Annotated in this window: 26 protein-coding genes, 3 pseudogenes and 1 CRISPR repeat array; of the genes and pseudogenes, 20 read left to right on the plus strand and 9 right to left on the minus strand. The window is 69.6% G+C overall.

What is annotated here, in order from left to right; genetic code table 11:
• Positions 1 to 1,185: pseudogene (locus AC51EU_RS08675) on the plus strand (PAS domain S-box protein); the annotation flags it as partial.
• Positions 1,186 to 1,440: 255 nt separating this feature from the next.
• Here AC51EU_RS08675 and AC51EU_RS08680 read toward each other — a convergent pair.
• Both AC51EU_RS08680 and AC51EU_RS08685 read right to left on the minus strand, forming a co-directional pair.
• Positions 1,441 to 3,093 (minus strand): long-chain fatty acid--CoA ligase, encoded by a 1,653-nt coding sequence (locus tag AC51EU_RS08680; RefSeq protein WP_496266124.1) that lies wholly within the window; start codon positions 3,091 to 3,093, stop codon positions 1,441 to 1,443.
• A gap of 30 nt (positions 3,094 to 3,123) precedes the next feature.
• Positions 3,124 to 3,804 carry a hypothetical protein gene (locus AC51EU_RS08685; protein ID WP_496266125.1) on the minus strand — a complete coding sequence of 227 codons (681 nt, stop codon included), beginning with the start codon at positions 3,802 to 3,804 and terminating at the stop codon, positions 3,124 to 3,126.
• A 39-nt stretch (positions 3,805 to 3,843) separates the two neighbouring features.
• Between AC51EU_RS08685 and AC51EU_RS08690 the strand changes: the two genes are divergently transcribed.
• The 8 genes from AC51EU_RS08690 (at position 3,844) to AC51EU_RS08725 (ending at position 9,856) form a co-directional block, all read left to right on the plus strand.
• A complete protein-coding gene (locus AC51EU_RS08690; RefSeq protein ID WP_496266126.1) occupies positions 3,844 to 4,101 on the plus strand; it encodes a hypothetical protein in 258 nt (85 codons plus the stop codon).
• A gap of 114 nt (positions 4,102 to 4,215) precedes the next feature.
• Positions 4,216 to 4,548: direct repeats of the CRISPR family, unit length 28 nt; unit sequence GGGCCACCCCCGCGGGTGCGGGGAAGAG.
• A 294-nt stretch (positions 4,549 to 4,842) separates the two neighbouring features.
• Positions 4,843 to 6,099: a helix-turn-helix domain-containing protein gene (locus AC51EU_RS08695; RefSeq protein ID WP_496266127.1), complete on the plus strand. Its 1,257-nt coding sequence runs from the start codon at positions 4,843 to 4,845 to the stop codon at positions 6,097 to 6,099.
• Between the two features lie 526 nt (positions 6,100 to 6,625).
• Positions 6,626 to 6,787: a hypothetical protein gene (locus AC51EU_RS08700; protein WP_496266128.1), complete on the plus strand. Its 162-nt coding sequence runs from the start codon at positions 6,626 to 6,628 to the stop codon at positions 6,785 to 6,787.
• A gap of 292 nt (positions 6,788 to 7,079) precedes the next feature.
• Positions 7,080 to 7,229 carry a hypothetical protein gene (locus AC51EU_RS08705; protein WP_496266129.1) on the plus strand — a complete coding sequence of 50 codons (150 nt, stop codon included), beginning with the start codon at positions 7,080 to 7,082 and terminating at the stop codon, positions 7,227 to 7,229.
• A 211-nt stretch (positions 7,230 to 7,440) separates the two neighbouring features.
• Complete coding sequence (locus tag AC51EU_RS08710) at positions 7,441 to 7,611, plus strand: hypothetical protein (protein WP_496266130.1); 171 nt, start codon at positions 7,441 to 7,443, stop codon at positions 7,609 to 7,611.
• 418 nt (positions 7,612 to 8,029) lie between these two features.
• Entirely contained in the window at positions 8,030 to 8,863 is an 834-nt protein-coding gene (locus tag AC51EU_RS08715; protein ID WP_496266131.1) for an endonuclease/exonuclease/phosphatase family protein, read from the plus strand.
• 194 nt (positions 8,864 to 9,057) lie between these two features.
• Positions 9,058 to 9,213, plus strand: coding sequence for a hypothetical protein (locus tag AC51EU_RS08720; protein WP_496266132.1), 156 nt, complete (start codon positions 9,058 to 9,060; stop codon positions 9,211 to 9,213).
• A 226-nt stretch (positions 9,214 to 9,439) separates the two neighbouring features.
• Positions 9,440 to 9,856 carry a hypothetical protein gene (locus AC51EU_RS08725; protein ID WP_496266133.1) on the plus strand — a complete coding sequence of 139 codons (417 nt, stop codon included), beginning with the start codon at positions 9,440 to 9,442 and terminating at the stop codon, positions 9,854 to 9,856.
• A gap of 521 nt (positions 9,857 to 10,377) precedes the next feature.
• Here the strand turns inward: AC51EU_RS08725 and AC51EU_RS08730 are convergent.
• Positions 10,378 to 10,599 (minus strand): annotated as a pseudogene (locus tag AC51EU_RS08730) (AMP-binding protein); the annotation flags it as partial.
• A gap of 279 nt (positions 10,600 to 10,878) precedes the next feature.
• On the opposite strand from AC51EU_RS08730, the gene AC51EU_RS08735 reads away from it, so the two are divergent.
• A complete protein-coding gene (locus AC51EU_RS08735; RefSeq protein WP_496266134.1) occupies positions 10,879 to 11,358 on the plus strand; it encodes a hypothetical protein in 480 nt (159 codons plus the stop codon).
• 150 nt (positions 11,359 to 11,508) lie between these two features.
• Positions 11,509 to 12,648, plus strand: coding sequence for an SGNH/GDSL hydrolase family protein (locus AC51EU_RS08740; protein WP_496266151.1), 1,140 nt, complete (start codon positions 11,509 to 11,511; stop codon positions 12,646 to 12,648).
• 141 nt (positions 12,649 to 12,789) lie between these two features.
• Here the strand turns inward: AC51EU_RS08740 and AC51EU_RS08745 are convergent, their stop codons facing one another.
• Positions 12,790 to 13,209, minus strand: a complete 420-nt coding sequence (locus tag AC51EU_RS08745) for an ATP-binding protein (protein ID WP_496266135.1) — start codon at positions 13,207 to 13,209, stop codon at positions 12,790 to 12,792.
• A gap of 157 nt (positions 13,210 to 13,366) precedes the next feature.
• Here AC51EU_RS08745 and AC51EU_RS08750 point away from each other — a divergent pair, with 157 nt between their 5' ends.
• The 3 genes from AC51EU_RS08750 to AC51EU_RS08760 all read left to right on the plus strand — a co-directional run bounded on the left by AC51EU_RS08750 (position 13,367) and on the right by AC51EU_RS08760 (position 14,771).
• Entirely contained in the window at positions 13,367 to 14,251 is an 885-nt protein-coding gene (locus AC51EU_RS08750; RefSeq protein ID WP_496266136.1) for a helix-turn-helix domain-containing protein, read from the plus strand.
• A complete protein-coding gene (locus AC51EU_RS08755; RefSeq protein WP_496266137.1) occupies positions 14,248 to 14,463 on the plus strand; it encodes a DUF397 domain-containing protein in 216 nt (71 codons plus the stop codon). Before AC51EU_RS08750 ends, AC51EU_RS08755 begins: the two co-directional genes overlap by 4 nt.
• 89 nt (positions 14,464 to 14,552) lie before the next feature.
• Positions 14,553 to 14,771 (plus strand): DUF397 domain-containing protein, encoded by a 219-nt coding sequence (locus tag AC51EU_RS08760; protein ID WP_496266138.1) that lies wholly within the window; start codon positions 14,553 to 14,555, stop codon positions 14,769 to 14,771.
• 17 nt (positions 14,772 to 14,788) lie between these two features.
• Here AC51EU_RS08760 and AC51EU_RS08765 read toward each other — a convergent pair whose 3' ends face one another.
• On the minus strand, positions 14,789 to 15,490 hold the full coding sequence (locus AC51EU_RS08765; RefSeq protein ID WP_496266139.1) for a class I SAM-dependent methyltransferase: 702 nt from the start codon (positions 15,488 to 15,490) through the stop codon (positions 14,789 to 14,791).
• Positions 15,491 to 15,720: 230 nt separating this feature from the next.
• Entirely contained in the window at positions 15,721 to 16,644 is a 924-nt protein-coding gene (locus AC51EU_RS08770; protein WP_496266140.1) for an NADP-dependent oxidoreductase, read from the minus strand.
• A gap of 211 nt (positions 16,645 to 16,855) precedes the next feature.
• Here AC51EU_RS08770 and AC51EU_RS08775 point away from each other — a divergent pair, with 211 nt between their 5' ends.
• Genes AC51EU_RS08775 through AC51EU_RS08790 form a run of 4 tightly spaced genes read left to right on the plus strand, consistent with a single transcriptional unit; the run spans position 16,856 to position 20,529 of the window.
• Complete coding sequence (locus tag AC51EU_RS08775) at positions 16,856 to 17,812, plus strand: ABC transporter ATP-binding protein (RefSeq protein ID WP_496266141.1); 957 nt, start codon at positions 16,856 to 16,858, stop codon at positions 17,810 to 17,812.
• Positions 17,809 to 18,576: an ABC transporter permease gene (locus AC51EU_RS08780; protein WP_496266142.1), complete on the plus strand. Its 768-nt coding sequence runs from the start codon at positions 17,809 to 17,811 to the stop codon at positions 18,574 to 18,576. The genes AC51EU_RS08775 and AC51EU_RS08780 overlap by 4 nt, the downstream gene beginning before the upstream one ends.
• Before the next feature lie 25 nt (positions 18,577 to 18,601).
• Positions 18,602 to 19,897 (plus strand): sensor histidine kinase, encoded by a 1,296-nt coding sequence (locus AC51EU_RS08785; RefSeq protein ID WP_496266143.1) that lies wholly within the window; start codon positions 18,602 to 18,604, stop codon positions 19,895 to 19,897.
• A complete protein-coding gene (locus AC51EU_RS08790; protein WP_496266144.1) occupies positions 19,894 to 20,529 on the plus strand; it encodes a response regulator in 636 nt (211 codons plus the stop codon). The genes AC51EU_RS08785 and AC51EU_RS08790 overlap by 4 nt, the downstream gene beginning before the upstream one ends.
• Positions 20,530 to 20,551: 22 nt before the next feature.
• Here AC51EU_RS08790 and AC51EU_RS08795 read toward each other — a convergent pair whose 3' ends face one another.
• The 3 genes and pseudogenes from AC51EU_RS08795 to AC51EU_RS08805 all read right to left on the minus strand — a co-directional run.
• Complete coding sequence (locus AC51EU_RS08795; RefSeq protein WP_496266146.1) at positions 20,552 to 21,085, minus strand: SigE family RNA polymerase sigma factor; 534 nt, start codon at positions 21,083 to 21,085, stop codon at positions 20,552 to 20,554.
• A gap of 662 nt (positions 21,086 to 21,747) precedes the next feature.
• Positions 21,748 to 22,914: a lipid-transfer protein gene (locus tag AC51EU_RS08800; RefSeq protein WP_496266147.1), complete on the minus strand. Its 1,167-nt coding sequence runs from the start codon at positions 22,912 to 22,914 to the stop codon at positions 21,748 to 21,750.
• Between the two features lie 641 nt (positions 22,915 to 23,555).
• A pseudogene (locus AC51EU_RS08805) lies at positions 23,556 to 24,491 on the minus strand (bifunctional MaoC family dehydratase N-terminal/OB-fold nucleic acid binding domain-containing protein); the annotation flags it as partial.
• A 370-nt stretch (positions 24,492 to 24,861) separates the two neighbouring features.
• On the opposite strand from AC51EU_RS08805, the gene AC51EU_RS08810 reads away from it, so the two are divergent.
• Positions 24,862 to 25,806 (plus strand): hypothetical protein, encoded by a 945-nt coding sequence (locus tag AC51EU_RS08810; RefSeq protein WP_496266149.1) that lies wholly within the window; start codon positions 24,862 to 24,864, stop codon positions 25,804 to 25,806.
• 139 nt (positions 25,807 to 25,945) lie between these two features.
• On the plus strand, positions 25,946 to 26,710 hold the full coding sequence (locus AC51EU_RS08815) for an SDR family oxidoreductase (protein ID WP_496266150.1): 765 nt from the start codon (positions 25,946 to 25,948) through the stop codon (positions 26,708 to 26,710).
• The last annotated feature ends 246 nt before the right edge of the window (positions 26,711 to 26,956 follow it).

Genomic DNA, 26,956 nt, shown 5'->3' on the forward strand with positions numbered 1-26,956 from the left:
GCGCAGCAGCCGTCCCACGGGATGCACGGCGCCCCGCTCATCCCGGCCCAGCAGCACCAGAGTCCCCGTACGCCCCAGCCGGAGGCGGGCGAACCGGGCCCCGGCCAGTCCCACGGGCGAGCGTTCAGCGTCCGTACGCTCGGCCAGGGCGTGCCGTTCGCGCAGCAGCTCGCCGAGCCTCAGGGGCCGGGCGCCGCGCAGGCCGGTTCGGGGCGGCGGCGCAAGCTCGCCACGCCCCCGCAGGAGGGCGAACGCGGCGCGGCCACGCCCGCCGAGGCCCGGCCGCACGCGTCGCACGCCGCACCTGCGGCGCAGCCGCCCCATCAGCCGCATCTGATGGACGCCTCGGAGGGCCGCGCGTTCACCGTGCCCGCCCCCGACGAGGGCAGCGAGGGCCCCGAGCCGCTGGACGGCGCGGTCGAGGTGATGGAACGACAGCCGCTCCCGATGGACGACGAGTTGCCGCCCGAGCCGCTGGACAACCCGCGTCGGCTGCTGGTCTGGCCCGCGCCCGACGTCTCGACCCAGCAGGCGCTGAGCGACCGCGGCTACCGTCCGGTGATCGTCAACTCCCGGGAGGAGGTGGACGCGCAGATCGCGGCGTACCCGGCCGCCCTCTTCGTCGACCCCCTGACCGGCCCGATCACCCGTACCGCGCTCCAGTCGCTGCGCCAGGCGGCGGGCGCCGCCGAGGTCCCCGTCCTGGTGACGGCCGGTCTCGGGCAGGCCAGCCGGGACGCGGCCTACGGCGCCGACCCGGCCGTACTCCTCAAGGCCCTCGCCCCCCGCGACAGCGAGCAGCACCCGGCGCGGGTGATGCTGATCGAGCAGCACGACGCCATCGCCGCCGCGCTCACCGCGTCGCTGGAGCGGCGCGGGATGCAGGTCGCGCGGGCGGCCACGGACGCGGACGCGGTGCCCGTCGCGGCGCAGTTCCGGCCGAACCTCGTGGTGATGGACCTGTCGCAGGTCCGCCGCCGCCGGGCCGGCATCGTCGACTGGCTGCGTGCCAACGGGCACCTCACCCGTACGCCGCTCGTCGTGTACACGGCCGCCGACATGGACCCGGCCCAGCTCCCGCGCCTCGCGGCGGGCGAGAACGTCCTGTTCCTGTCGGAGCGCTCCACGAGCCCGGAGGTCCAGTCCCGGATCGTGGACCTGCTGACGAAGATCGGCACGAACTGAGGGGTCGGGGCGGGCCGCGGTGGTTCGTTCATGCCGGGGCGGTCCACGGTGATCCGTACGGACTGAGGCGATCGGGGCGCACCCCACCGGCGCGTACGGACCAACGCGGCCCGCACACCCCAAGGCGCTCGGTACGCCCCACCACCGCCGGCGCGCACGGCGCCCGCCCGTACGCCCGTACGCCCCGGCGCACTCGGCACGCGCCGACGGTGGTGGGGCACCCCGCCCTCCCGCGGAACACCCCACCGCCCCGCCTCACTGCACCCGCTTGACCTCCAGCTCCCCGTCCGCGTACTGCTTCCTCAGCACCTTCTTGTCGAACTTGCCCACGCTCGTCTTCGGGACGGCCGGGATCACCGCCCAGCGCTCCGGGACCTGCCAGCGGGCGATCCGCTCCCCGAGGAACGCCCGCAGTTCGTCGCAGCCGACGTTGGCGCCGTCGGCGAGGACCACCGTGGCCAGCGGCCGCTCGCCCCACTTCTCGTCCGGCACGGCGACCACCGCGGCCTCCGCGACGGCCGGATGGTCCATGAGGTGGTTCTCCAGCTCGACCGACGAGATCCACTCCCCGCCCGACTTGATGACGTCCTTGGCCCGGTCGGTCAGCGTCAGGAAGCCGTCGGGGGTGATGGTGCCGACGTCGCCGGTGCGCAGCCAGCCATCGGCGCTGAACTTGTCGTCCGGGCGCATCGGCTCACCCTGCGCGCCCCCGTAGTACGCCCCCGCGATCCACGGCCCGCGGATCTCCAGCTCCCCCGCGGACTCCCCGTCCCACGGCAGCACCGCCCCGGACGGGCCGATCAGCCGTGCCTCGACGGACGCGGGGAAGCGGCCCTGGGTGACGCGGTAGGCCCACTCCTCGTCGCCCTCGACGCCGGCGGGCGGGTGGGCGACGGTGCCGAGCGGCGAGGTCTCCGTCATGCCCCAGGCGTGGACGACGCGGATGCCGTGCCGTTCCTCGAAGCCGCGCATCAGGCCGGGCGGGCAGGCGGAGCCGCCGATGATGACGGTCCGCAGACACGCCACATCGCGCCGGTTGGCGTCCAGTTCGTGGAGGAGCCCCTGCCAGATGGTGGGCACCGCCGCGCCGATCGTCGGCCGCGCCTTCTCGATCATCTCGGCGAGCGGCGCGGGCTGGAGGAACCGGTCCGGCATCAGCAGCGAAGCGCCCGCCATGAACGCGGCGTGCGGCAATCCCCAGGCGTTCACATGGAACATGGGCACCAAAGGGGCACAAAGATCGTGTGGCGTGAGGCCGAATGCTTCTCCGCTGCTGACCTGTAGGCAGTGCAGATAGATGGAACGGTGCGAGTAGACGACCCCCTTGGGATCGCCCGTCGTGCCGGAGGTGTAGCACATGGCCGCGGCGTCACGTTCGTCCAGCTCCGGCCAGTCATACGACGTCGGGCAGTCGGCGATGAGCTGCTCGTAGTCGTGCACGGTGGCGGTAGCGCCATCGAGCAACGAGCGGTCACCGGGGCCGTTGACTACCACGTGCTGAACGGTCGGCAGGTGTGGAAGCAGCGGCGCAAGGAGCGGCAGCAGGCTGCCGTCGATGAGGATGACGCGGTCCTCGGCGTGGTTGATGATCCATGCTAGTTGCTCGGCCGGGAGTCGCAGGTTGAGCGTGTGGAGGACCGCGCCCATGGAGGGGATACCGAGGTACGCCTCTTGGTGCTCGGCGTTGTTCCACATGAGGGTCCCGACGACTTCCGATTCGCGCACACCGAGTTCGTCCCGAAGCGCATGTGCAAGCTGTGCGGTGCGGGCGCCGACCTCGGCGAAGGTGCGCCGTCGCGGTGTGGCCTCCCCAGTCCAGGTGATGACCTCAGCCTGTCCGTGGACGGTTGACCCGTGGGTCAAGATCCGCGAGACAAGGAGCGGTACATCTTGCATGGTGCTCTGCATCGGGGGTGCCTCCCAGGAACCTTAGGAACCTTACGCGCGAGTAGTTTCCGGTTGATTCTGCTTCTGTTCCTGGTGGTAAGTCACTACCTCTGCGGGCTTCCGATCTCCCCAGGGGATGTCGCGGCGGTTGAGGACTTTGCCCTTGATGGGCTCCCAGGGATCGGGCTCCCACACGGGGTGGCAGTCGACGACGATTCCGCGGTTTCGGCGTTTGCCGTCGTTCGCGTAGCCGACAACGACACGGCGCAGTACCTGTTTGAGTAGGGCGTTCTTCTCCACCGTCAGGATCGTGTCCCACTCCTCGACGAGCCCCACGATGATCATCTGGAAGTCGCGGGCATGCGGCGTGTTTTCGACCTCGGCGAGCTTGCTCATCTCGGCTGTGATTCTGCGCTTCTTGTCCATGAACTGGTCACGCACGCGGGCGAAAACGTCAGCCGGGTACTTGTCGGGGTCGAGCGCGTGGTCAGTTACGAGCCGATCCAGTCCCTGGTCAATCGTCGCGAGTTCGGCCTGCAAGCGGGCCCGCTCACGTGCTGCGGTAGCACGCTCGTCGACGACTGGTTTCTGCTCGGTGGCCGGCGCCGCGTCGATGCCGGGCGCCGCTTTGTCCTTCAGCCATTCGAGCACGTTCGCCTCGACGTCCAGGCGCCGGGCGTTGATGTTCTGCGGGCATGCGTCGTGGCTGCGGTGCTTGTACTGGCTGCGCACCTCTCCGCCCGCCCGGCCCGAGGACGGGGGCGGTAGCTCGTGACCGACCCCGCCGCGTCCGACGTCGCGCTCGAACTCGAACGACTCCGCGGCACGGTGGAGGCCGGGTTCGCCCGCGTCGACGGCGCCCTCGCCCTGCTCGTCCAACGCTCCGACCAGACCGACGCGCGCCTCGCCGACCTCGACACCCGCCTCGACGCCGTCGAGCGCCGACGCTGGCCGCTCCCCAGCATCGCCGCCCTGGTCGGCGTCGTCGGTCTGCTCGTCACGGTCTGGCAAGCCACCGCCGCCCGCTGAACACGCCACGCCCCCGCCCACCGGCGCACAGCCGACGGGCGGGGGCGGTTTCTGCGTTTCCCCCACGGATGCGGGGAAGAGCCAATACCTAGCCGCTGTGCAACGTGGTCAAGCGGAACACCCCCGCGGGTGCGGGGAAGAGGGCCGAACACGGTGAACGCAAAAGCCGACGCGAGGGCCACCCCCGCGGGTGCGGGGAAGAGGCGCCGCGCCAGGTGTCCACGCCCTTGTGCTGGGGACCACCCCCGCGGGTGCGGGGAAGAGGATTCGGGCGCACTGAAGGTGGACAAGGCCGTGGGGCCACCCCCGCGGGTGCGGGGAAGAGAACGATACGTACCTCGTACGTACGGGGCACCGGGGGCCACCCCCGCGGGTGCGGGGAAGAGGGGTACATCCACTCCAGGCCGTCGTTCGGCCACGGGCCACCCCCGCGGGTGCGGGGAAGAGACTTCGTGACCAGGGACTTTACTGCGGCAGTGCACGGTTTTCATTCACTTCCGCAGATCCGGACACAGCAACGCCCCGCCACCCTTGAGGGCAACGAGGCGCCGGAGTTGTCCCCTCTGCCGGAGAGTCGGAGGGGACGGGTGGTGTTACGCGGACAGGCCGTCCGTCTTGACGCAAGTCGCTGTGCCGCACACTGGCGACGAAGGAAGACCAGGTGCCGAGACGGCCGTACGCACACCGCCATTCGGATGAGTACCGTGCCGGTATCGAGCATGAGGGGACCAGGAGGCCAACATGCCGCAGGAGATGGAAGAGCAAGAGGCACTGGGCCGACGGATCAAGCGTCGGCGGCTGAGTCTCGGGATGACACAGACGGACTTGGGAGCCGCGATCCACAAGACCCAAGGATGGGTGTCGAAGGCCGAAAAAGGCCATATCGAAATTGATCGTACGGGCCTGATCAACGCGATTGCCGGTGCTCTGCACTGCCACCCCAACGACCTGATCGGGCGACCCTACGCCGGGACCGTCTCCGAGAATCAGTGGCAGGCACCGGCGGCAGACATCCTCCGCGAACTGCGCCGCTACGACCTGTCGCCGGAATTCGACGGTGCCCCCCGCCCGTCGTCCGAACTGTGGCAAGAGACCGTACGCCTGTACCGGCTCAGGGACGCGGCCGCAAACACCGCGATCATCCGCAGCCTGCCCGACCTCTTCCGTGAAGCGCGTGCCCTGGCCGAAGTCTCCACCGGCCACGAGCGAGAAGAGGCGTTCGCCATCTACGCCGTGGCCTGCAAGTTCGCACACACCGCCGCGCACGCCCTCGGGCACGCCGAACTGGTCACGATGTCATGCGAACGGGCCTCCTGGGCCGCGCAGCTTTCCGGCGACCCGTTGATGTCGTCCGCTGCTGACTCGATGCGGGTGTGGGACATGTGGGCCACGGCTGACTGGAGCGACGCCATCACCCTGGCGGACAAGGCCCTGGCAGCTATCCAGGACGCTTACGATCGCGGCGACCCTTTGGCCCTCCGGGTGTGGGGATCGGGACAGCTCCGGGCGGCAGTCAGTTCCGCGCGTGCCGGTCGCAAGCAGGAAACAGAGGAACGCATCCGCCACGCCCAAGAAGCCGGGAAGCGCTTGGACGAACACCCGGGCAAGGAAACCACCTTCGACCGGTACAGCCTGAACTTTTCTACCGGGAACGTGCAGATCCATGCGATCTCGGTGGCGTTGGAACTGGGTAACCAGGCACAGGCCATTGACCTGGAGCGTCGAGCGAAGCCCGGGGAGATTGCGCTGCTGCCGAACTCTCGCCGGGGCCACCATCACATGGACATGGCCCGCGCGTGGCTGTGGGACGGCCATGCGGCCAAGGCTCTCGACGAGCTGAGGACGGCGGAGTCGCTGGCGCCGCAACTGGTACGCAACCACCCCATCGCACGTTCGACTCTGCGGCAACTCGTCTACCGGGAGCGTAGAGCCACCCGGGAGCAACTGAGGGGCATGACAAACCGATTTCACCTGGATGACCAGGAGCTATTCCGCTGATTCATATTGGGGGGTCGTGGCCCCTCTACCGTCCTTCATATGACGGAAGGACGACGTACCGTCCAGGACGCCCGGCGCCGACGTGTGTTGGTGGACGCGGCTTCTGGGTGGGAACCCAAGCGCGGTGACCTGGCGTACGACACCGGTAGGGGCCGTGTCGGAGTCGTGGTCTCCTTGCCGGAGGACACCGGGACGACCGTCTACGGCCTGCAACCGGAAGGCGGCGGGGGCGGCTGGACCGCGCCCCGTGAGCGTTTGGCGGACAGCGGGGATGCGGAATGATCTCCGCTCTACCCCAGCGTGTGCGCCGGGCGCTTATGTCCGAGCGCCAGGTACGAGCCGTACACGCGGCCGCTCGTGACGCGGGTGCCCCGAGGATCGCCTGGTGCCTCCCGTCGGGAGTGCCGGCCGAATTCACGCAGCCGGACCGTCCCCTCCTGGTACGGCTGGAACGCGCGCTGTGCCGGATGCTGCCAGATTCCGCGGCTGTTGCGGACGGGTCCCACTGGGCGCCGCCCTCAAGGGCGTGGGCGTCACGCTGCCGTCCCTCGACATCAGCACGGGCCGGGCCCTCGATCGGACGATCGCGCTGGTGGATCTCAGCCGGTGCAACGTCGAGACGGCGCGCCAACTCGCGGCCGTATTGCGGGAGTTCGCTGAACGGTGTGACGAGCGTCGAGACGAGTGAGCGCCGCTGAATCTCCTCACGGCCGGTCGATCGAGATCCCGGTCGTGAGGCGCCCCCTCCTCTCGGGGAGCGGGAACGGGGAGGGGCGGGCGGCCGTCCGGCTGACCTTGGTCGGACCCAGTCGGACGGCCGCACCGGGAAAAGCGGGGATACCAAGCATTCCGACGTGAGGTACCGCCATGCCCGAGAAAGAGGAAAAGGAAAAAGGCAGCACCGAGGATCTGAGCGAAAAACTTCGGAGAGAGCAGAAGAAGACGGACTACCGTACCGCGACAGGATCAAGGAAATGGGGATGACCAGACACCGCAGAAACCGAATCCCGATACGGCGGCGCGGATTCTCGCCCGACGGACTGTTCTGGGGAACCGTCTTCATGGCCCTGGCGTGGGGCGGAGTCATGACTGTGCCGCTGCTGCTCAGCATGACCCACCACAACTACTGAAAACCTCGACTCCCGTACGCCCCTCCCATCCCTTTTGCGTCGTACGGGCGGCCGACCGAGGAATCTGCTCCCTTCGGATCGGCCCACCGCCCCCGCCACGGGCTCGTTCACAAACACCCACGGCGGGGGCGGCACTCAAAAATCCTTCGGCTACTGAAAGGCCCGGTCCGTGACTAGCAAATGGACGACACGGCGCCGGATGGTCTTTTCCTTGATCGTGATGCTGATTGTGGTGGTCAGCGTGATGCACGCTCACGGGAAGGCCATCACCCGCACCCCGCCCCCGGACCCGGCGAAATTCTTCCCGGACCAGATTTCTCCTTCGGAAATCCCCACCCATCTCCACGTACCGGAGAAATTTTTTCTCCCGCCCCTGCACTGAATTCTCCTCCAGTGCAAGGGCGGGCCGGCCGGGGCGGAGCGGCGCACTGCCTGCCCCGGCCACCAGCTCCCGCACGGTGTGCCCCTCACGCCGTGCGGGCCGGGGCCGTCCGTCGTCCTCGGGCGGCCCACTCGCGCAATGCAGAACCACCAGGGAGAGTCGTGTCCAAAAAGCACGCGCAGAGCAACACGATCCGGAACGCGACGGAAATGGACCGCAAGGATTTCAAGAACTGGGATGACCAGGCTGAACAGAAGCGGCACCTTCTTGACGGGATGAGGGAGAAAATCCAAGAAAAGGGGAAGAAGTCGTAACCGTTCCACAGGACGCGCCCCGCCGCGACACGTTCCCATGACCCCGGGACAGGTTGCGGCGGGGCGGCCCCCAGCGCTTTCTTTCTGAGTGAGAGGACGGAAAAATGGACTTGCGTTTCGTCACCTACAATTTGCTTCGCGGCGGACTCACGGGCAGCGATGAAACGCGCCTACGCGCCCAAGTGACGGAGCTGAAAAAGCTACAGCTCCAGCCGGACGTTTTGGCGCTCCAGGAGTGCGAACGCTGGGATGAGAACAACCGTGAACGTCTGCAATGGGTGGCGGACGCTTTCGGAATGTCAGTCGTCGCCATGACGCCGTCGGCCGGGAACCCCCGCAACTTCACGACTTTACTCTACAGGGGGTCGAAACTCCGCCTGATCGGCTGGCGGCCGCGCGCCCTGGAGGTCTTCCATCACGCATTGATTCAGGCACATTTCCGGCCCCTGGACGCACAAGACAGCACCCGCGATTTGCTGGTATTCTCCACCCATTTCGACTGGGGGGACGGGGACAGTCGGCTCAAAGAGACGCGGCGACTCACCGACTTCGGCGGCAAATTCCCCGGCACGCCAGGACGTTCGGTGCTGCTGGGGGACCTCAACACCCCCGACCGCGAACCGAAATCCTGGTCGCTGGTGCCACAGAACCTGTGGTCGCGGTACCGATTGGTCAATTCTGACGGCACGTGGGGCCCCGCCGACCAACGCGCGCTGGAAGTCCTCTACGGCTCCGGCTGGACCGACCCCGCGACCATCACCCAAAAGCCGCGCGGCGCCACCGTCGGGCATTACTACGAAAACGAAAAAGCCGAATTCTGCCTTGACCACATCCTGATTTCCGGACAGTGGCAGGTCCACGAGTACCGCACCCATGACACGGACGCTTTGCGGCGCCTGTCCGATCACCTGCCGGTCATTCTCGACACCCGTATCTAGACCCGCAGGTGAACGCGGCATGCCCCATCCCCCACGCCGGACGACATCGATCCTGGCGCCCTGGCCGCCGACCTCGGCGCCGCCGCCCGGTTGGCACAGGACGACTCCCTCCCGCCCCGCGTGCGGAAAGCGGCGGAGAAGACTGCCGCCCAGCTCGCGGACAAGGCGCGTGAGCTGTAGGACGAAAGGAAGCGATGGCCGCCCCCGGCGACTCCGATCCCGACCTCGCCCGCGCCGTGCATCTCGGCGCCCTCGCGGACGAGGCCCGAGACGGGACCCTGACCCCGCAGCACCGCCAACTCGCCTCAGACCTCGCCGGCGCCCTGGCGGACGAAGCGCGCGATCAGTGATGCGCTGCCTCCGTGGCCCCGTCTTCCTACTCGTCATCGTCGTGATGCTGCTCGCCGCACACGCCCGCCGGTAGGCGGCCGGTTGATGCCCTGCCCGGCGGGCCTGCCCTGCCCCGAGACCCCGCCCCGGGCCGTGGTGAGGTCCATTCCGCCCGGGGCGGGCAGGTCCAAGATCAGCGATTCATCGACTCATAGACTGTCGGCCCCACAGTGAGAGGACGGCACGTTGCGCCCCAAGACCTTCGTCAGCTTCGTCATGGATCTGGCCAGGAACGACCCGACCGCCGTAAGCGTGAAGTCGCTCGCCGAGGCCGGAGACACGAAGCACCCGTTCGGCTTCGTGATCACCACCGACAAAGGCGAGACGCGCTGGCAGGTCGTCGGGCAGCTCCCCGAAGGCCAGAGGCACACGGAAGACGGCAGTGAACCCCTGGCGGTCGACGGGACCCCGCTCCCCGCGGATGACGCTCCCGCGCCCGGCGACGACCCAGAAAAGTGGCTCGCCGCCCTGGTGACGAACGCCGAGTCGCCGCAGATCGCCTCTGTGGAACGCTGGTCGCTGCGGGAGGGAAACCGGCCCGACCACGTCGGGATGACGGTCACGTTCCACAACACGGCCAAGATCTTCGTTCGCCGCATCTGATCTCCCTCCCCACAAGCGGGGGAGGGCTGCACCACCGTAAGGCACCATCCGTCGAACGAACGGAGAACGCTGAAATGGGATGCACTCACCCCGGAGCACGGTTCGACCCGGGCCAGTGCGCGGGAGCCTGCCCCGTCTGCGGCGCCATCGTCGGCGCCGAACCCGGCCAGCCGGTAGCGATGCACCAACGGCAGGGCACGCTCGACACATGCCCCGGAAGCGGACAGCCCGCACTGTGACCTGACGGAGCACTGGCCCCGTCTGCTCTCGAAACGAGGGCGGGCGGGGCTTTGTCATATGCCCTGGGCGGCCCCGCGCGTTCCATAGCCCCTGACATCCACCCCGGGGCCACGCGGGGCCGCCTGCATCACCCTAAGCACCCTCACCAATGCCCCCGTCCCCTCCCATGCCCCACACCACACTGCGGCCCCGGCACTCACTCAGGAGTACCGGGGCCGCTCTGTAGCTACCGCCGCTGACCTGTGGTTTCAACCACAAGTGCCGCCATGTGCAACAGAGTCACTGTTCCACATCAGCGTCCCGACACGGTCCTCGTCCCGGACCCCGAGCGCACGCAGCGCGTGGGCGAGCCGCGCCGCGCGCACCCCGACCTCGGCGAAGCTGCGACGCTGTGGCTCCCCCTCCCCGGCCCAGGTGATGACCTGCGATGTTCCGTGCACGGTCGATCCGTGGCGCAGAATGCGCGAGACGGTCAGCGGTACATCCTGCATCGTGCTGAGCACCGGGGCCTCCCAGGGGTTACGCGGCAGTAGCTACTGCCCGCGATTCTCGGCGCGTACCGCCCGGTATGTCACTACCTTGGCGTGATCTGTTCGGTCCTGGGGGCGGGATCGGCCCGGATAGGGGAGCCGCCTCCCGTGCCACTTCCCGTACGGTGCCGCCAGGAGGGGGACATGGTGAGACCTGTGGTGGGCGCGGAACTGGGCCGGTGCGGGGAGTGTGGCGGGTACGCGTACGGCGGGGCGCCCGGGTGTGGTGGCTGTCGGCGGCTGGTGGACGGGGTGGTCGAAGAGGAGTGGGCCGCCTTTCTGCGTCGGTGGGATGTTGGGGGCGGCGAGGAGGCCGAGCTGGCTGAAATGGTGGTGTCCGAGCCGGACCGTCATGACTGGCGGGTGGTGGATGCCGCGTACGACCGGCTGGTCTGCTCCGGGTGCGGTGAGCGGCTGAGCCGGGGGCCGGTCGGGTGTTCCGTCTGCGACGCGGCCCATGCCTTCCGTTACGCCGCGATCGAGCGGGACCGTCCGGGAGCCGCACCGGGCAATGAGCACGCCGTACGGGTCAATGTCTCGGTTGTGCGGCGGCCGCAGGCGTCCTCGCCGAACGAGGTCCTGTTGCGGCGGCTGTCGTTGCCGTTCCTGATGGTGGGTTTCCTGCCGACCGTCGCGCAGGCCCAGCGCCTGGCCACTCTGGCCAGGGCGGATTCCCCGGCGCGGACAGTTGCTCTTGTCGAGCGCGCTCTTGCAGAAATTTTCCGGAACTGACGCGATCAGCGCCCCTGAATTCGGCCTCTTCCCGTGCGCGGAAGCGGCAACGGGCTACGCTCCGCGTGGACTTGGCGGACGCCACACCCGTAACGCGGGCGCCTGGTGCCCCATCAGCCTCATGGACGGGCGGGAGCAGTGATGGTGACGATGCGGACGGTCCCCCTGGTGGACGGGCCGGTGGAGATACGGGGCGCGCTGGACCTGGTGACCACGCCGGCGGGGGTGATGCCGCGCCGGTTGCCCGCCTGGACCACGGAGCAGTACCAGAACCCGTCGGTCTACGGGGTGACCTTGATGCCCTCGGGAGTGCGGCTGGTGTTCCGTACCGACGCGTCCGCACTGGAGCTGGACGTCCTCACCTCCACGGGCCAGCTCGACACCGACCCGGAGCCCCGCCCGACCGGGATGCTGGACCTCCTGGTGGACGGCGTACTGGCCGGGCGCCGGCAGGCACCGGTGGGGAACGTCCTTCGGATGGCGAGGCCCGGCGCCGAGCAGCGGCTGATTCCGGGCGAGCCGGGCACCGTACGGTTCGACGGCCTGCCGTCCGGCACGAAGAACGTCGAACTGTGGCTGCCGCAGCAGACTCCCACCGAACTGGTGGCGCTGCGCGCCGACGGCGAGGTGCTGGCGCCGCTGCCGGACGGGCGGCGCCGCTGGGTGCACTACGGCAGTTCGATCAGCCACTGCATCGAGGCCGACAGCCCGACCGGTACATGGCCCGTGGTCGCGGCCTCGCTCGCCGGACTTGACGTGATCAACCTCGGGCAGGCGGGCAACGAAGTGCTCGACCCCTATATCGCCCGGACCATCCGCGACCTCCCCGCCGACCTGATCAGCCTCAAGATCGGCATCAACATCGTCGGCCTGGCCGCCTTCCGCCTCCGCGCGTTCGCCCCGGCGGTCCACGGCTTCCTCGACACGATCCGCGACGGCCACCCGACGACCCCGCTGCTCCTGATGTCCCCCGTGAGCTGTCCGGCGCTTGAGGACACCCCCGGCCCCACCAGCAACGCCCCGGACGGCCGCCTCACGGCTCTCGGCCATCCCTCCGACGTGGCCGCCGGCGCCCTGACGCTGTCGGTCGTACGCGCTGAGCTGGCCCGCATCGTGGAGGTCCGACGCTCGCACGACCCGCATCTGCGCTATCTGGATGGGCGGGTGCTGCTGGGGCCGGACGAGGCGGACGATCTGCCCGACGGCCTGCATCCGAATGCGGGGGCGTACCGGCGGATGGGGCGGCGGTTTGCTGAGGGGGTGTTCGGGGAGGGTGGGGTGTTTGGGTGAGGGGTGGGGGCGCCCCTGCGTGCGGGGACCACAGGAACTGACCAGCGACGTTACCCCCGCAGACCCCGGTTTTCAGCACCTTTCGCCGGACCCGCAGCACCAGGCTGAAAGAACTTTCAGGCCGAGGAACCGGCGCCCCCTTCACCCACCCTCCGGGAGATCGAATTCGGCCCATACCGTCTTCCAGGGGACGGGACCGAGGTCTACGCCCCAGCGGGTGGCGAGGGCGGCGACGAGGATCAGGCCGTTGCCTGACTCGTGGGCTCCTGGAGGTTGTTGGACCGGGAGGCACTCGTAGCGGGTGTCCGTGACGCCGATGCGGAGGACGTTCGCGTGGTGGCCGACGCTCAGGCGGAAGTCGCGGCCGGCGACGCGGCCGTGCAGGACGGCATTGGAAGCAAGTTCGGCGACGACCAGGGCGGCAGAGTCGAACGGCAGGTCCCAGGAGCGTAGTTGCTCCGTTGCCAGCAGGCGGGCGAGGCGGGCGCCTCGGCGGGTGGCGGAGAGTTGAAGGCTGAAGTGGCGGGCCACGGGGGCGGCTTGGTGGGTTTTCGCGTTCATGCGTCTCAGCGTGGCCGAATCCGCCTACTCTGATGCGTGTTGACGCATGTGCGTACGGTGACTGTCTCAGGGTTGTCCCGCACTGTCTCGGCTGTCTCGGTGTCCACGGGGGACAAGTCGACGTTGGCACGGCACGGACGTCGGAGGGTGGAACGAAATGAGCGTGAGCAGCGACGGCACGGAGTGTACGAACGACACCGCGAACGAGGTGGACGAACCCGGCTGGGACGTCGATCCGCAGGACGAAGTCGGCGCGGCGGTCGAAGCGGTGGGACGCCAACTCCGGTTGTGGCGCAAGGCAGCGGGCCTACGAGTGGCCGAATTCGGCCAGGCCGTGGGCTACGGCGAGGACATGATCCGCAAGATCGAACGCGGCGCCCGCATCCCTCGCCCCGAGTACCTGGACATGGCCGAGGAAATCCTGAACGCCGGCGGAATGATCACCGCGATGAAGGAGGACATGGAGAAGGCCCGGTATCCGAAGAAGGTCCGGGAGCTGAAGAAGCTGGAGGCGCGTGCGGTCGAGATCGGAGCCTACGGAAGCCACACCGTCCACGGGCTGCTACAGACGGAGGAGTACGCACGGGCCCTGTTCGAGATGTGGCGTCCTGCATACACACAGGACGAAGTGGATCGCGGGGTCGCCGCAAGGATGGCACGGCAAACGGTGTTCAGCCGCTCGCCGGCGCCCGCGCTCACCTTTGTCCAGGAAGAGGTGACGCTCCGGCGCCCCATCGGAGGCAGAATGGTTCTGCGCCATCAACTCGAACACCTGTTGGAGGTTGGGCAGTTGAGGCACGTTGAGATCCAAGTGATGCCAACCTCTCGCGAGGATCACGCCGGGATGGGGGGACTCATCCGGCTACTGAAGTTCAGCGACGGCACTGCGATGGGCCGTGACGAAGGCGCGTTCAATGGGCGCCCTGTGTCCGATCCGAAACAGCTCAGGAGCCTTGAGCTGCGCTATGGGATGATCCGGGCCCAGGCTCTCACGCCCCAGGAATCACTGGCCTTCATCGAGCAACTGCTGGGAGAAACATGATCCGCAACCCCGATGCTGGAGACACCTCCAAGCTGGAGTGGTTCAAGAGCAGCTACAGCGACAGCAGCAACATCAACGACTGCGTCGAGGTCGCCAAGACCCCCGCCACCATCCACGTCCGCGACACCAAGCACCACGCTCGCGGCCCCCAGCTCCACTTCGGCCCTGCCGCCTGGGCCGACTTCGTCACCTACGCCACCAACGACCGCTAACCGGCTGGTGCGGCCCCCACGCCGCACCAGCCCCCTTCCCTCGCACCGCAGCAGCCGCAGGCCCCTCACGAGCAACCGCTGGGAGAGACATGGTCCGCAAGCCTTCTGCCGGGAACGCCCCCACCTTGATCTGGTTCAAGAGCAGCCACAGCGACAGCAGCAACCCCAACGACTGCGTCGAAGTCGCCCACACCCCCACCACCATCCACGTCCGCGACACCAAGCACCGCGCCCACGGCCCCCAGCTCCACTTCGGACCCGCCGCCTGGACCGCCTTCGTCACCTACGCCACCAACGACCGCCCCTGACCGGTTCGTGACCCGGGTCAGGTCCGGAACGCGCTCAACAGAAGCGTGTCGGCGTCACGCGATCCCTCGCCGGACGCCATCAGCACATCAGCCGTCACGCTGGTGAACCCGGCTTCGTGAAGGAGCTTGTTCCAGATGTGTTCCTGCAACACCCATCGCTGCATCGTGGCAGGCTGACCCTCCGGCCCCTTGGCCGGAATGTCCGCCGGGGAGACGTCGGCCTCGGCCAGTTCACCGTTGAGGTAATGGGCGAGAGTGGCGAAGACGAGTCGTCCGCCGGGACGGAGGGCAGTGGCTGCGGTCGGTAGGAGTTCACGCGGATCGGTGAAGTCGATGGCGCCGAAGACGCTGTACAGCACGTCGTACGTGTCCGGCGTCGAGCGCAGGTGGGCCACCACGTCCGCGTGAACGGGCAGCAGGCGCGGCGCCAGGTGGGCGTAGAGGTCGGTGGCCCTCGCGTGCTGCGCCGCCGAGGCGTCGACCGCGTCAACGTGGTCCGGCTGATGGTGGACGGCGAGGTGCGCGGCGTGCCGGGCTGCTCCGGCTCCGAGGTCCGCGACGCGCGCGCCGGTCAGATCGCCGAGGGCCTCCGCACCGGGGCCGCCATTCTGGCTCCACGCCCAGTGGAAGCGTTCCGGGACGGTGCGATCGGTGGCGGCTCTGTCACGTCCGTAGTGGTGCCAGAGGTCTGCGGTGGTGTGAGTGGTCACCCGCCTCATCCTGGCGGGCGGGAAGGACCGCATGACGGATCGGCGGAAAACTCACCCTGACGCACAGACGGGCCCGACCGACCGCCGGGCCCGGCGTGCTGGGGTGTCGCTCAATGTGCGCCGCTGCCGGGGTGGCACGGGCCGCACTTGGCCGCGTCGGCCCACAGCGGGAGGTCGACGTCCCACCCGTCGGCGGCAATCCGCACCAGCGGTCACCCCCCGTACCAGAAACGCACCCGTCACCCCACCTCCACCACGATCTTGCCCCGCGTCCGCCCCGTCTGGTTCTGTCGCAGGGCCTCGGCGGCCCGGGAGAGGGGGAAGACGGATTCGACGGGCACGGTCAGTTTTCCGGCGTCGGCCAGGTCGGCGAGGGCGGTGAGGTCGGCGGTGTCGGGGCGTACCCAGACCAGGTGGCCGCCCTTGGCCACGACCTCGGGGTTGGTGATGGACACCACCCGGCCGCGGTCCTTCAGCAGTTCCTGGGAGACGTCCACGGCGTCGTCGCCGACGAAGTCCAGGGCCACGTCGATGCCTTCGGGGGCCAGCTCCCGTACCCGTCCGGCGAGGCCGTCGCCGTAGGTGACCGGTTCGGCGCCGAGGGAGCGCAGGAAGTCGTGGTTGCGGCCGCTGGCCGTGCCGATGACGCGGGCGCCCTGGGCGGCCAGGATCTGAACGGCGAGTGAGCCGACGCCGCCGGCCGCGGCGTGGACCAGCACCGTTTCGCCCGCGCGGGTGCCCACCCGCTTGATCGACTGGTAGGCGGTCAGCCCGGCCAGAGGGAGGCCGGCCGCCTGCTGCCAGTTGAGGGCCGCCGGCTTGCGGGCCAGGGTGCGGACGGGGGCGGCGACCAGTTCGGCGTAGGTGCCGTGCTGGACCGTGTCCTTGCGGACGTAGCCGATGACCTCGTCGCCGATCGCGTACTCAGTGACGTCGGGGCCGGTCGCCTCGACCACACCGGCCACGTCCCAGCCGGGCACGAGCGGGAAGTACGCGTCCAGCATCGGGTCGAGGTGGCCGGCGAGGACCTTCCAGTCGACGGGGTTGACGCCGGCCGCCCTGACCCGGATCAGGACCGAGTCCGGGGCCACCTTCGGGTCGGGCAGGTCGCCGTAGGTGAGGACTTCGGGGCCACCGTAGTGCTGCGCGCTGATCGCTTTCATGTCCGGCCAGAACACGGGCCGGTGCGGAGGCATTCCGTCCGCCCGGCGGTTCACCGGTTCGGCGGATCGCGCCCCGTATGCGCCCTCGTCGGCGCGCTCCTTCCGTCGGCGACGGCCGGTCGGAGGACGCGCGCCATCAGCCGATCGGTTGACCCCAGGTGTCGCGGGTCGGCGGATTCCGCGGCGCGTGCGCCGGCGGAACGCTGGGCGTATGACAACGACACGAAGCGCGCCGGCGGCGGGTCCCAGGACCGGGTCCGGGGGCGGGGAGATCATCGAAGTGGCCGGGTTGCGCAAGGTCTACGCCGGGCGAACGGTCGTCGACGATGTCTCGTTCTCCGTCGGCGAGGGGGAGATCTTCGGCATCCTCGGGCCCAACGGTGCCGGCAAGACCACGGCCGTGGAGTGCGTGGAGGGGCTGCGGGTGCCCGACGGGGGGCGGGTGCGCGTCGCGGGGCTGGACCCGGTCGCCGACCGCGACCGGGTCACCCGCGTCCTCGGCGTCCAGCTCCAGGAGAGCGAACTCCAGGCGAAGCTCACCGTGCGCGAGGCGCTGGAGCTGTACTCCGCCTTTTACCCGCACCCCGCCGACTGGCGTGTGCTGGCCGAGCGGCTGCGTCTCGGCGACACCCTGTCCACCCGGTTCGCGAAGCTCAGCGGCGGGCAGAAGCAGCGGCTGTTCATCGCCCTGGCGCTGGTCGGCGATCCGCGGGTGGTGGTGCTCGACGAGCTGACCACCGGGCTCGACCCGCGCGCCCGCCGTGACACCTGGCAGCTGATCGAGGACATCCGCGACAACGGCGTCACTGTCCTCCTCGTCACTCATTTCATGGAGGAGGCGCAGCGGCTCTGCGACCGGATCGCGGTCATCGACCGGGGGCGGCTGGCCGCGCTCGACACCCCGTCGGGGCTGATCAGCAGGTCCGCCGGAGCCACTGTCGTCTCGTTCACCCCGTCCGCCCCGCTGGACGAACGGGAACTGGCCACGCTGCCCGGCGTCACCTCCGTAGAGCACAAGGGCGGACGCGTCACGCTCAGCGGCACCGACGAGAGCGTCAACGCCGTGATCACCCTGCTCGCCGGGCGCCGTATCACCGCCCACCAACTGCGCGTCACGGAAGCCACGTTGGACGACGCGTTCCTCGACCTCACCGGAGGCACGGCATGACCCCCACCCTCGCGAGCGCGCGGCCCCGGCCGGGCACCGCCCTCCTCGCGGCCGAGGCCCGTCTCTTCGGGCGGGAGCCCGCCGCGGTCTTCTGGGTGCTGCTGTTCCCCACCGCCCTGCTGGTGGTCCTCGGGTCCGTCCCCGCGTTCCGCGAGCCCAGCGACTCGCTGGGCGGCCTGCGCTTCGTCGACGCGTACGTCCCGGTGTCCGTGCTCATCGCCATGATCATGGCCGGGGTGACGGCGATGCCCCCGGTGATCACCGGCTACCGCGAACGCGGCATCCTGCGCCGGATGTCGACGACCCCGGCCCGGCCCGGGACCCTCCTCGGCGTACAGATGGGCCTGCACGGGGCCGCCGCCCTGCTGTCCTCGACGCTCACCCTGGCCGTGGGCCGGCTGGCGTTCGACGTGCCGCTGCCGCGCCAGCCGTTCGGCTACCTGCCGGCCCTGCTGCTGGCGACGCTCAGCGCCCTCGCGCTCGGCGCGCTGGTCTCGGCGCTGTCCCGCACCTCGAAGATCGCCTCCGGTATCGGCTCCATGGTCTTCTTCCCCATGATGTTCAGCGCGGGCGCCTGGATTCCCGTCCAGGCCATGCCCGACCTGCTCGCCCGCATCGTCCAGGCCCTGCCGTTCGGGGCCGCGGCGCGGGCCCTGTCCGACGCCACCGCAGGCCACTGGCCCGGCTGGGACCACCTGGGCGTCCTCGCCCTGTGGACCGTGGTGCTGTCGGCGGCCGCCGCCCGCTGGTTCCGGTGGGAGTGACGCGGACGCCGTGCACACTGGGCCCATGACGAGCGGAACACGGCCCGCCCCGGACGTCCTGAAGGAGGCGGGGGCCTCGGTCGAACGACGGTGGGCCGTGTTCCGCCGCCACGGCCCCTATCTCTTCGTCGCGGTCGGACTGGTGCTCTCGGTCGCCACGTCCGAGGTGTTCGGCATGGGCCCGGTGCGCTGGAGCGCCATCGGATGCCTCGTCACCGCCGCCGTCGCCCTCCAGCTGTGGTGGAACGCGACGGGTGACGACGACGGGCCCGGCGCGGCGAGCATCTTCTACTTCGGCGCCCGCTGGGCCATCGCCCTGGTCCTGAGCGTGCTCAATCCGTTCTTCGCGTTCGCCGCCGTCATCAGCAACTTCGACGCCGACCGGCTGCTGCCGCGCCCCCTGCTGCGTCCCGGACTCTTCGCCACCGCCTTCGTCCTGGCGGGCTCCCAGGCCGGCGGGTTCCCGCCCCGTGACCTCGGCGGCTGGCTCGTCTTCGGCGCGCTGCTCGCCGTCAACACCGCCCTGGCCCTCGTCTTCAACCGGCTCGGCACCCAGGAGAAGGAACGGACACGCCTCCAGACCGCCACCATCACCGAACTCGAACGCACCAACACCGCCCTCCAGCGGGCCCTCGACGAGAACGCGGCCCTGCACGCCCAGCTCCTCGTCCAGGCGCGGGAGGCCGGGGTCGCCGACGAACGCCGCCGGCTCGCCGCGGAGATCCACGACACCCTCGCCCAGGGCCTGACCGGCATCATCACCCAGCTCCAGGCCGTCACCAACACCCCCGACCGGGAACAGGCCCGCGCCCACCTCGACCGCGCCGTCGAACTCGCCCGGCACAGCCTCGGCGAGGCCCGCCGCTCGGTCCGCGACCTCTCCCCCGCCGCGCTGGAGCACGACGCGCTCCCCGAGGCGCTGCGCAAGACCGTCGACGCGTGGCACCGCCGCTCCGGCGTCCGCGCCGACTTCACCGTCACCGGCACCGCGGAGCACCTCCACGACGAGATCGCCGCCACCCTGCTGCGCATCGCCCAGGAAGCCCTCGCCAACACCGACCGCCACGCACGGGCCGAACGCCTCGGGGTGACCCTGTCGTTCATGGACGACGAGGTGGTGCTGGACGTACGCGACGACGGCCGGGGCTTCGACCCGCTCGCCCCGCCCGCGAGGACCGGACCGGGCGGCTTCGGGCTGAGCGGCATGCGTGCCCGCGCCGCCCGCATCGCCGGAACCGTCACCGTCGAGTCCGAACCGGGGCAGGGCACGGCGGTCTCCGCCCGCGTGCCGCTGGTGCGCCGTACCGTGGGAGCGCCATGAACGTGATCACTCTGCTGCTCGTCGACGACCATCCCGTCGTACGGGACGGCCTGCGCGGAATGTTCGCGTCCGCGCCCGGCTTCGACGTCCTGGGCGAGGCGTCGAACGGCGTCGAGGCCGTGGAGCTGGTCGCCCGTCTCGACCCCGATGTCGTCCTCATGGACCTGCGGATGCCGGGCGGCAGCGGCGTCGAGGCGATCACCGAACTCACCCGCAGGGGAGCACGCGCCCAGGTCCTCGTCCTGACCACCTACGACACGGAGACCGACACCCTGCCGGCCATCGAGGCGGGCGCCACCGGCTATCTGCTGAAGGACGCCCCGCGCGGCGAGCTGCTCGCCGCGGTGCGGGCCGCGGCGGAGGGGCGGACGGTGCTGTCCCCGGCGGTGGCCTCCCGGCTGGTGTCGGCCGTACGCGCCCCGAAGGCGCCCGGCAGCGAGGCCCTGTCGGCCCGGGAACGCGAGGTGCTGGCCCTGGTCGCCAAGGGCACCTCGAACCGGGAGATCGCCCGCGTCCTGTTCATCAGCGAGGCCACGGTGAAGACCCATCTGACGCATCTCTACGGCAAGTTGGGGGTGGCCGACCGAGCGGCGGCGGTGGCGCAGGCGTACGAGCGGGGGATTCTGGGCTGAGCGGGGCGGCTCCCCGAGGCGGTCAGGCCGCGATCACCGCCAGTTCCGGGTCCTCGCGGAGCTTGGCGAGGGCGCGGGAGACGGCGCTCTTGACCGTACCGACCGAGACCTCCATGATCTCGGCGGTCTGCGCCTCGCTCAGGTCCTCGTAGTAGCGCAGGACGACCATGGCGCGCTGGCGCGGCGGCAGGCGCATGATCGCGCGCCACAGGGCGTCGCGGAGGCCCTGGAGCTCGGCGGGGTCGGGGGCGGGGAGCGGGTCCGGCTCGGGCAGTTCCTCGCAGGCGAACTCGTCGACCTTGCGCTTGCGCCACTGGGAGGTGCGCGTGTTGACCAGGGCGCGGCGCACGTAGCCGTCGAGGGCGCGCGGGTCCTCGATGCGCTCCCAGGCGACGAAGGTCTTGGTCAGCGCGGTCTGGAGCAGGTCCTCCGCGTCGTTCGGGTCGGTGAGGGACCGCGCGGCACGCAGCAGCACCGGTCCCCGTTCCCGTACATAGGACGAGAACGACGGGAACACCGCGGGTGTCGAGGCGCTGGGGCACACAGGCGTGGTCATACCTCCACGCTAGGAGCGCGCGCCCGCCGACGGATCGGCCCCAGGTGCCGAAGCGCTCTCCGTCTCAAGGCGTACGGGTGGGGCGCGCCCCACCTCCTCAGGGGGGACGGGTCTCCACCTTCCCTCGGGGACTGTCGCGGGAACTGTCCCGAGGGTGTCACGGGTGGGAAACGGGAGGGGGTGGAGGTGGGGGGTGCGTGGTAGAGGGCTGGGGGATTGCTGGGGTTCGTGCTGGCCAGGGGGTGGGGGCGCGGTGCGGGGGGTTCGGTGGTGCGGGGCGTTCAGCCTGGACGTCCTGGTGCGGATGGCCGTGCGGGCGGGGGCTCGACCGGGCCGTCTCCGTCCGGCCGTAAAACCAGACGTAAAAAATGGACAAAGGGGGCTTTTCAGTCGGCGTGGCCGGGGGTATTGTCGAAGACAGCCTGCGGGGCGAGCGAGGGAGCTCAACCGGAGGGACGTGTTCGCACCAGGGGACACCAGTCCTCTTGAGCACGTAACGAAGATTGGGCTGAGAGGCCCGAAGGTCGGGGAGACCGGAAGGCGACCTCCATCACCTGATACGGACAATGCCGTCGAAGGAAGCCCACCTCGCAGGTTTTGAACTGCCCGGCGGACGCATCTGGCGCCCCCGGGCATTGTCGTGCCCCGGGCTTTGTCGTGCGTCAGCGGTCCCACTCCAGTACCAGACCGGACGTGGGCACGCCCGTACCCGCCGTGACCAGCACGCGGGCGGCGTCCGGGACCTGGTTCACCGAGGTGCCGCGCAGCTGGCGCACGGCCTCCGCGATGCCGTTCATCCCGTGGAGGTATGCCTCGCCGAGCTGGCCCCCGTGGGTGTTCAGCGACAGGGCGCCGGCGGCCACGAAATCCGCGGCCTCCCCCCGGGCGCAGAACCCGAACTCCTCCAGCTGCATCAGCACGAATGGCGTGAAGTGGTCGTAGAGGACGGCGACGTCGATACCGTCCGGCCCCGCCCCCGCCGTGCGCCACAGTTGGCGGGCCACCACGCCCATCTCCGGCAGACCGGTGAGATCGTCCCGGTAGAAGCTGGTCATCTGCTCCTGCGCCCGGCCCGCGCCCTGCGCCGCCGCCGCGATCACCGCGGGCGGATGCCGCAGGTCACGGGCGCGTTCGACCGAGGTGACGACGAGGGCCTGGCCGCCGTCGGTCTCCTGGCAGCAGTCCAGCAGCCGCAACGGCTCGACGATCCAGCGGGAGGCGGCGTGCTCGGCGAGGGTGATCGGTCTGCCGTGGAAGTACGCGGCCGGGTTGCGCGCGGCATGACGGCGGGCGGTGACCGCGACATGACCGAACGCGTCCGGCGTGAGCCCGTAGGTGTACAGATAGCGCTGTGCGGCCATGGCGACCCAGGAGGCGGGGGTGAGCAGGCCGGACGGCAGATTCCAGCCGAGCGCGGCGCCCTCGGCGGACGGTTCGCGCCGCTGGACACCGGAACCGAAGCGGCGCCCGGACCGTTCGTTGAACGCCCGGTAGCAGACGACGACATCCGCGAGCCCCGCCGCGACCGCCAGCGCCGCCTGCTGCACGGTGGCGCAGGCCGCCCCGCCCCCGTAGTGGACGCGCGAGAAGAAGGACAGCTCGCCGATCCCGGCCGCCTGGGCGACGGTGATCTCCGGGCTGGTGTCCATGGTGAACGTGACCAGGCCGTCCACGTCCCCGGGAGCGAGCCCGGCGTCATCGAGGGCGGCACGTACGGCCTCGACGGCGAGGGTCAGCTCACTGCGGCCGGAGTCCTTGGAGAACTCGGTCGCGCCGATGCCGGCGAGGGCGGCCCGGCCGCCGAGGGAGTCGGCGCGGTGCAGGGTCATCGGGTGCCTCCGGGGGCCTGGGGCGCCTCGTGGTCTGCGTGGTCTGCGTGGTTCGTGTGGGGGCTGTCCGGATCGATGGTGACCGTGACGGTTCCGGTGACGTGGTTGCCGAGGGCGTTCCTGCCGGTGATCCGTACCTCGGCCGTTCCGCCGTCCACCGAGGTGACCGTGCCCCGCAACACCATGGTGTCCCCGGGGTAGTTGGGGGCCCCGAGCCGGATGACGACCTTACAGAGGACCGACCGCGGCCCGAAGTGGTCGGTGACATAGCGGCCGACCAGCCCGTTCGTCGTCAGGATGTTCATGAAGATGTCGGGGGCGCCCTTTGCTCGCGCGGCCTCGACGTCGTGGTGGACGTCCTGGAAGTCACGGGAGGCGAGGGCTCCAGAGATGATCAGGGTGCGGGTGAGGGGGAGGGTGAGGGGTGGGAGGGCCGCCGCAGGGGCTTCGTCCGGCGCACGGGGTTCGTCCGGCACTCGGGCTTCGTCCGGCCCGGGGGCCTTGCTCGGCCCACGGTCCTCGTCCGGCCTACGGTCCTCGCCTGGCTCGCAGCCCTCGTCCGCCACACGGAACACGGGCACATCCCACGCCTTGCCCGCCTCCGCATCCGCCTCCGCTGCCTCCTCCGACTCCGATTCCGGCTCCGATTCCGGCTCCACCCGCTGGAATGCGAGTCGTACGGGCATCCCGATCCGCACCTCGTCGTGCGGAACGCCGACGACGGTGCCGAGCATCCGCACCCCCTCCGCCAGCTCGACCAACGCCACGGCGTACGGCGGATCGAAGGCCGGGAAGGGCGGATGGTGCATCACTACGTACGAGTAGACCGTCCCGGCCCCACTCGCCTCGACCGTGTCCCACTCCGCGGCCCCACACCTGCCGCACCCCGGCAGCCAGGGAAAACGCAACGCACGGCAGGCCGTACAGCGCTGGATCAGCACACGGTGAGCGGCGACGGCGTCCCAGAAGGGGGCGTTGTCGCGGTTGATCACAGGGCGGGGACGGGTCGGCCTCGGGCGTTTCACCGACGAACGTTCCCGTCGAACCTGTGAACTCTTCACCACCGGTGCGTACTTGAGGACCCGGAAGCGGTGGGTTCCGGCAAGTTCGCCGTTCGCGCGGACGTCCATGCGCGTGGTGATGAAGTGGCCGGTGCCCAGCTTCGTCGTCTTGCGGCCGGAGACCGACTCGATCACCGCGTCGAAGGTGATCCGGTCGCCGGGCCGCAACGGCCGCAGATACTCCTGCTCGCAGTCGGTGGCGACGATGGAGGTGTACCCGGCGTCGTCCAGCAGAGCGGACAGCGTCTGATACGCCGACGCACGCCCCTCGTGTCCCGAGAGCCCACCCATCGTCCACGCCTGCAACATCGTCGGCGGAGCGACGGCGTCCGGCCGCCGGTAGGCGGGGTGGGCGTCGCCCATCGCCTCGCACCAGTGGCGGATCATGGGCAGATTGACGAGATCCTTCCCGACGCCACCGGTGACGGCCGGGCGGCCTTCAAAGGTCCGCAAATGATCATCCCAGGAAGGGGAGTTGGCAGGTACGCCCCCCGACGGGGTGCGGTGCGCGCGCATACCGCCCCCTGCGTCGCCCCCTGATACGTCGCTCCCCGAGGCGCCCTCCACCGGGCCGCCACCCGCCTGCCGCGCGGCCCTCTCCGCCTCCACGGCCCCTTCGCTCCGTCCCGTCACCGCCGCCCCTCCGCATCCCCGCCGTGACACCCTCCGGACAGCCCTCGCGCCGGGCCGCCGTCCCGAAGGAAGCGGACCAGCCGGGAGGATTTTCTGACTGTCCGTCAGGTGCGTACGGGTGTCAAGACCGCCACGGCCACACATCCCCCGGTTGCGGGGCCCCGGCGGCCGTCGTCCCATTGCCTGAGAACGGGCTACGAGAAAGGGGAAGGAAATGGCTGAACCTCTTGTCGAAACCGGGGCCGAGAGCGGTATGGGGGCCGGAATCATCATCGGCGGCCCATGGGATGGGACAGAGGTATCCCCCGCCGCGTTCAACGAGCTCTCCGAAGAACGCGGAAACATCGAGAAGCCTCCGTACGAGGTCCCCAGGAATACCTCCGTCCTGGGGCGCCCCAAGAAGGGCGATCTGGGAAAGCGGGAGGGAGGCTGGCCCGACCTGGAATCCTTCTACGCCGAGGCGCGGAAGCTGGACAGCGAGGCGGACTATTACTTCCCCCAGGGTCCCGGGAAACTGGAGTACATGGACGCGGACATGGACTTCGACAAGTACGGCAATGGCTGGACCAAGCCGTACAAGGAAACCGCCAAGGCCCTGGCGAAGGAGTTCTGCACATCGAACCCGAACTACTTCCTCAACAAGTTCGGCGTCCGCCGCGGAATCTTCTACGGGAAAGCGGTCGACAGCTACCCCTGGGCCTTCTCCACGTCCACCGGCAACGGCCCCTCCACCATCAACTACGACGTCCAGTGGTCGTACACCCTGACGAAAACCGAGGACTCGGGATGGTCCATCGGCGGCACGGTGAACATCGGCCCCAAGGGAAGCGTCGCCCTCTCCACCCAGTATTCCCAGAACAAGAGCATCTCGGAGTCCTGGACGAGCGGAGGGTCCCAGGGGTACAACTTCCCCGTGCCCGCCGACCATTACGGCAGGGTGGACGTCTACGCCACTCAAGGCATCTACGACGGCTATCTGTTCGTCAGCGTGGCCGGCCGGGAATTCAGTTCGAGGTCCTATTTCGTGGAGGTGCGCCCGCACAAGTACCAGGAACTGAACGGCTTCACCGTCCCCAAGGAACATCCCGTGATCGCCATTCCGGTGAAGCGGGCCTACATACGGCTCCCCAAGGCACCTTCCGGTTATGTGAACATCGGCCGGAAATGGAAGGTGGGCGAGAAGCCCCCGCCGGTATGAGGAAACCCCGGACCCCGGATTCCGGCGACGCCCGGCAGGGTGGTCATGGCCGGAATCCGCCGAACGGGGGAACAGGTGGGGCCCCGACCGTGGAGCGGCGCTCCCGCACCCCGTCCGACGTACGCACCAGGAGGCCGTCATGGCCAGGACCCCGGACACGACGCTCAGCGGCAAGGTCGCCTTCGTCGGCGGCGCGTCCCGGAATCTCGGCGCGCTGATCAGTACGACCCTGGGCGCCGAGGGCGCGCGGGTGGCGGTCCACTACAACAGCGATTCCTCCCGGGCGAAGGCGGAGGCCGTCGTCGACCGGATCAACGCGGGCCCCGGGGAGGCGTTCGCGCTTCAGGCGGATCTCACCGAGGTCGCCCAGGTCGAGCGGGCCTTCGACCAAGTCGTCAAGCAGTTCGGAAAGTTGGACCACAGCATCAACACGGCCGGCATGGTGCTGAAGAAGCCGGTCACCCAGATCACGGAGGACGAGTACGACCGGATGTTCGCGGTCAATTCCAAGGCCGCGTTCTTCGTGATGCGCGAGGCCGCCCGACGGGTCGAGGACGGCGGCAAGATCATCACCGTCGTCACCTCGCTGCTGGCCGCGTACACCGGCCTGTACTCCGTGTACGCGGGCAGCAAGGCTCCGGTCGAGCACTTCACCCGGGCCCTCTCCAAGGAACTCTTCGGCCGGAACATCTCCGTGAACACCATCGCCCCGGGCCCGATGGACACACCGTTCTTCTATCCGGCCGAGGACGAGGACTCCATCGCGTACCACAAGTCCTCGGCGATGAACGGCAACCTCACCAGGATCGAGGACATCGTCCCGTGGGTCCGCCATCTGCTCACCGACGGATGGTGGGCCAACGGGCAGACCCTCTTCCTCAACGGCGGCTACACCACCCGCTGACCGCCTCAGCGTCACCACCGGCATCACCTACCCGCGCGAGGGCCCCCGCGCAAGGGCCCCCGAGCGCGCCCCTCCCCCACTCACGCACCCCCTTCCCTAGATCGAACATTCGTACGAAAATAGCTTTATGGCCCTGCACCGACGCCATGCCACCCCGGGCACTCCCACCCGCCCCGGGGACAGCCACACCGACACGGACACGTCGTCGGCTCCACCCGCGCCCTCCTCAGCCCCGACCGCCCCACC

It is taken from the genome of Candidatus Streptomyces philanthi, from assembly GCF_059553635.1.

Coding starts and splice junctions, on each gene's coding strand:
- AC51EU_RS08795 (WP_496266146.1), bottom strand. CDS start 21,085: ATGACCACGCCTGTGTGCCCCAGCGCCTCGACACCCGCGGTGTTCCCG.
- AC51EU_RS08765 (WP_496266139.1), bottom strand. CDS start 15,490: ATGAGGCGGGTGACCACTCACACCACCGCAGACCTCTGGCACCACTAC.
- AC51EU_RS08740 (WP_496266151.1), top strand. CDS start 11,509: ATGCGGACGGTCCCCCTGGTGGACGGGCCGGTGGAGATACGGGGCGCG.
- AC51EU_RS08750 (WP_496266136.1), top strand. CDS start 13,367: ATGAGCGTGAGCAGCGACGGCACGGAGTGTACGAACGACACCGCGAAC.
- AC51EU_RS08755 (WP_496266137.1), top strand. CDS start 14,248: ATGATCCGCAACCCCGATGCTGGAGACACCTCCAAGCTGGAGTGGTTC.
- AC51EU_RS08745 (WP_496266135.1), bottom strand. CDS start 13,209: ATGAACGCGAAAACCCACCAAGCCGCCCCCGTGGCCCGCCACTTCAGC.
- AC51EU_RS08760 (WP_496266138.1), top strand. CDS start 14,553: ATGGTCCGCAAGCCTTCTGCCGGGAACGCCCCCACCTTGATCTGGTTC.
- AC51EU_RS08780 (WP_496266142.1), top strand. CDS start 17,809: ATGACCCCCACCCTCGCGAGCGCGCGGCCCCGGCCGGGCACCGCCCTC.
- AC51EU_RS08800 (WP_496266147.1), bottom strand. CDS start 22,914: ATGACCCTGCACCGCGCCGACTCCCTCGGCGGCCGGGCCGCCCTCGCC.
- AC51EU_RS08705 (WP_496266129.1), top strand. CDS start 7,080: ATGACCAGACACCGCAGAAACCGAATCCCGATACGGCGGCGCGGATTC.
- AC51EU_RS08810 (WP_496266149.1), top strand. CDS start 24,862: ATGGGGGCCGGAATCATCATCGGCGGCCCATGGGATGGGACAGAGGTA.
- AC51EU_RS08790 (WP_496266144.1), top strand. CDS start 19,894: ATGAACGTGATCACTCTGCTGCTCGTCGACGACCATCCCGTCGTACGG.
- AC51EU_RS08720 (WP_496266132.1), top strand. CDS start 9,058: ATGGCCGCCCCCGGCGACTCCGATCCCGACCTCGCCCGCGCCGTGCAT.
- AC51EU_RS08775 (WP_496266141.1), top strand. CDS start 16,856: ATGACAACGACACGAAGCGCGCCGGCGGCGGGTCCCAGGACCGGGTCC.
- AC51EU_RS08715 (WP_496266131.1), top strand. CDS start 8,030: ATGGACTTGCGTTTCGTCACCTACAATTTGCTTCGCGGCGGACTCACG.
- AC51EU_RS08695 (WP_496266127.1), top strand. CDS start 4,843: ATGCCGCAGGAGATGGAAGAGCAAGAGGCACTGGGCCGACGGATCAAG.
- AC51EU_RS08770 (WP_496266140.1), bottom strand. CDS start 16,644: ATGAAAGCGATCAGCGCGCAGCACTACGGTGGCCCCGAAGTCCTCACC.
- AC51EU_RS08680 (WP_496266124.1), bottom strand. CDS start 3,093: ATGCAGAGCACCATGCAAGATGTACCGCTCCTTGTCTCGCGGATCTTG.
- AC51EU_RS08785 (WP_496266143.1), top strand. CDS start 18,602: ATGACGAGCGGAACACGGCCCGCCCCGGACGTCCTGAAGGAGGCGGGG.
- AC51EU_RS08815 (WP_496266150.1), top strand. CDS start 25,946: ATGGCCAGGACCCCGGACACGACGCTCAGCGGCAAGGTCGCCTTCGTC.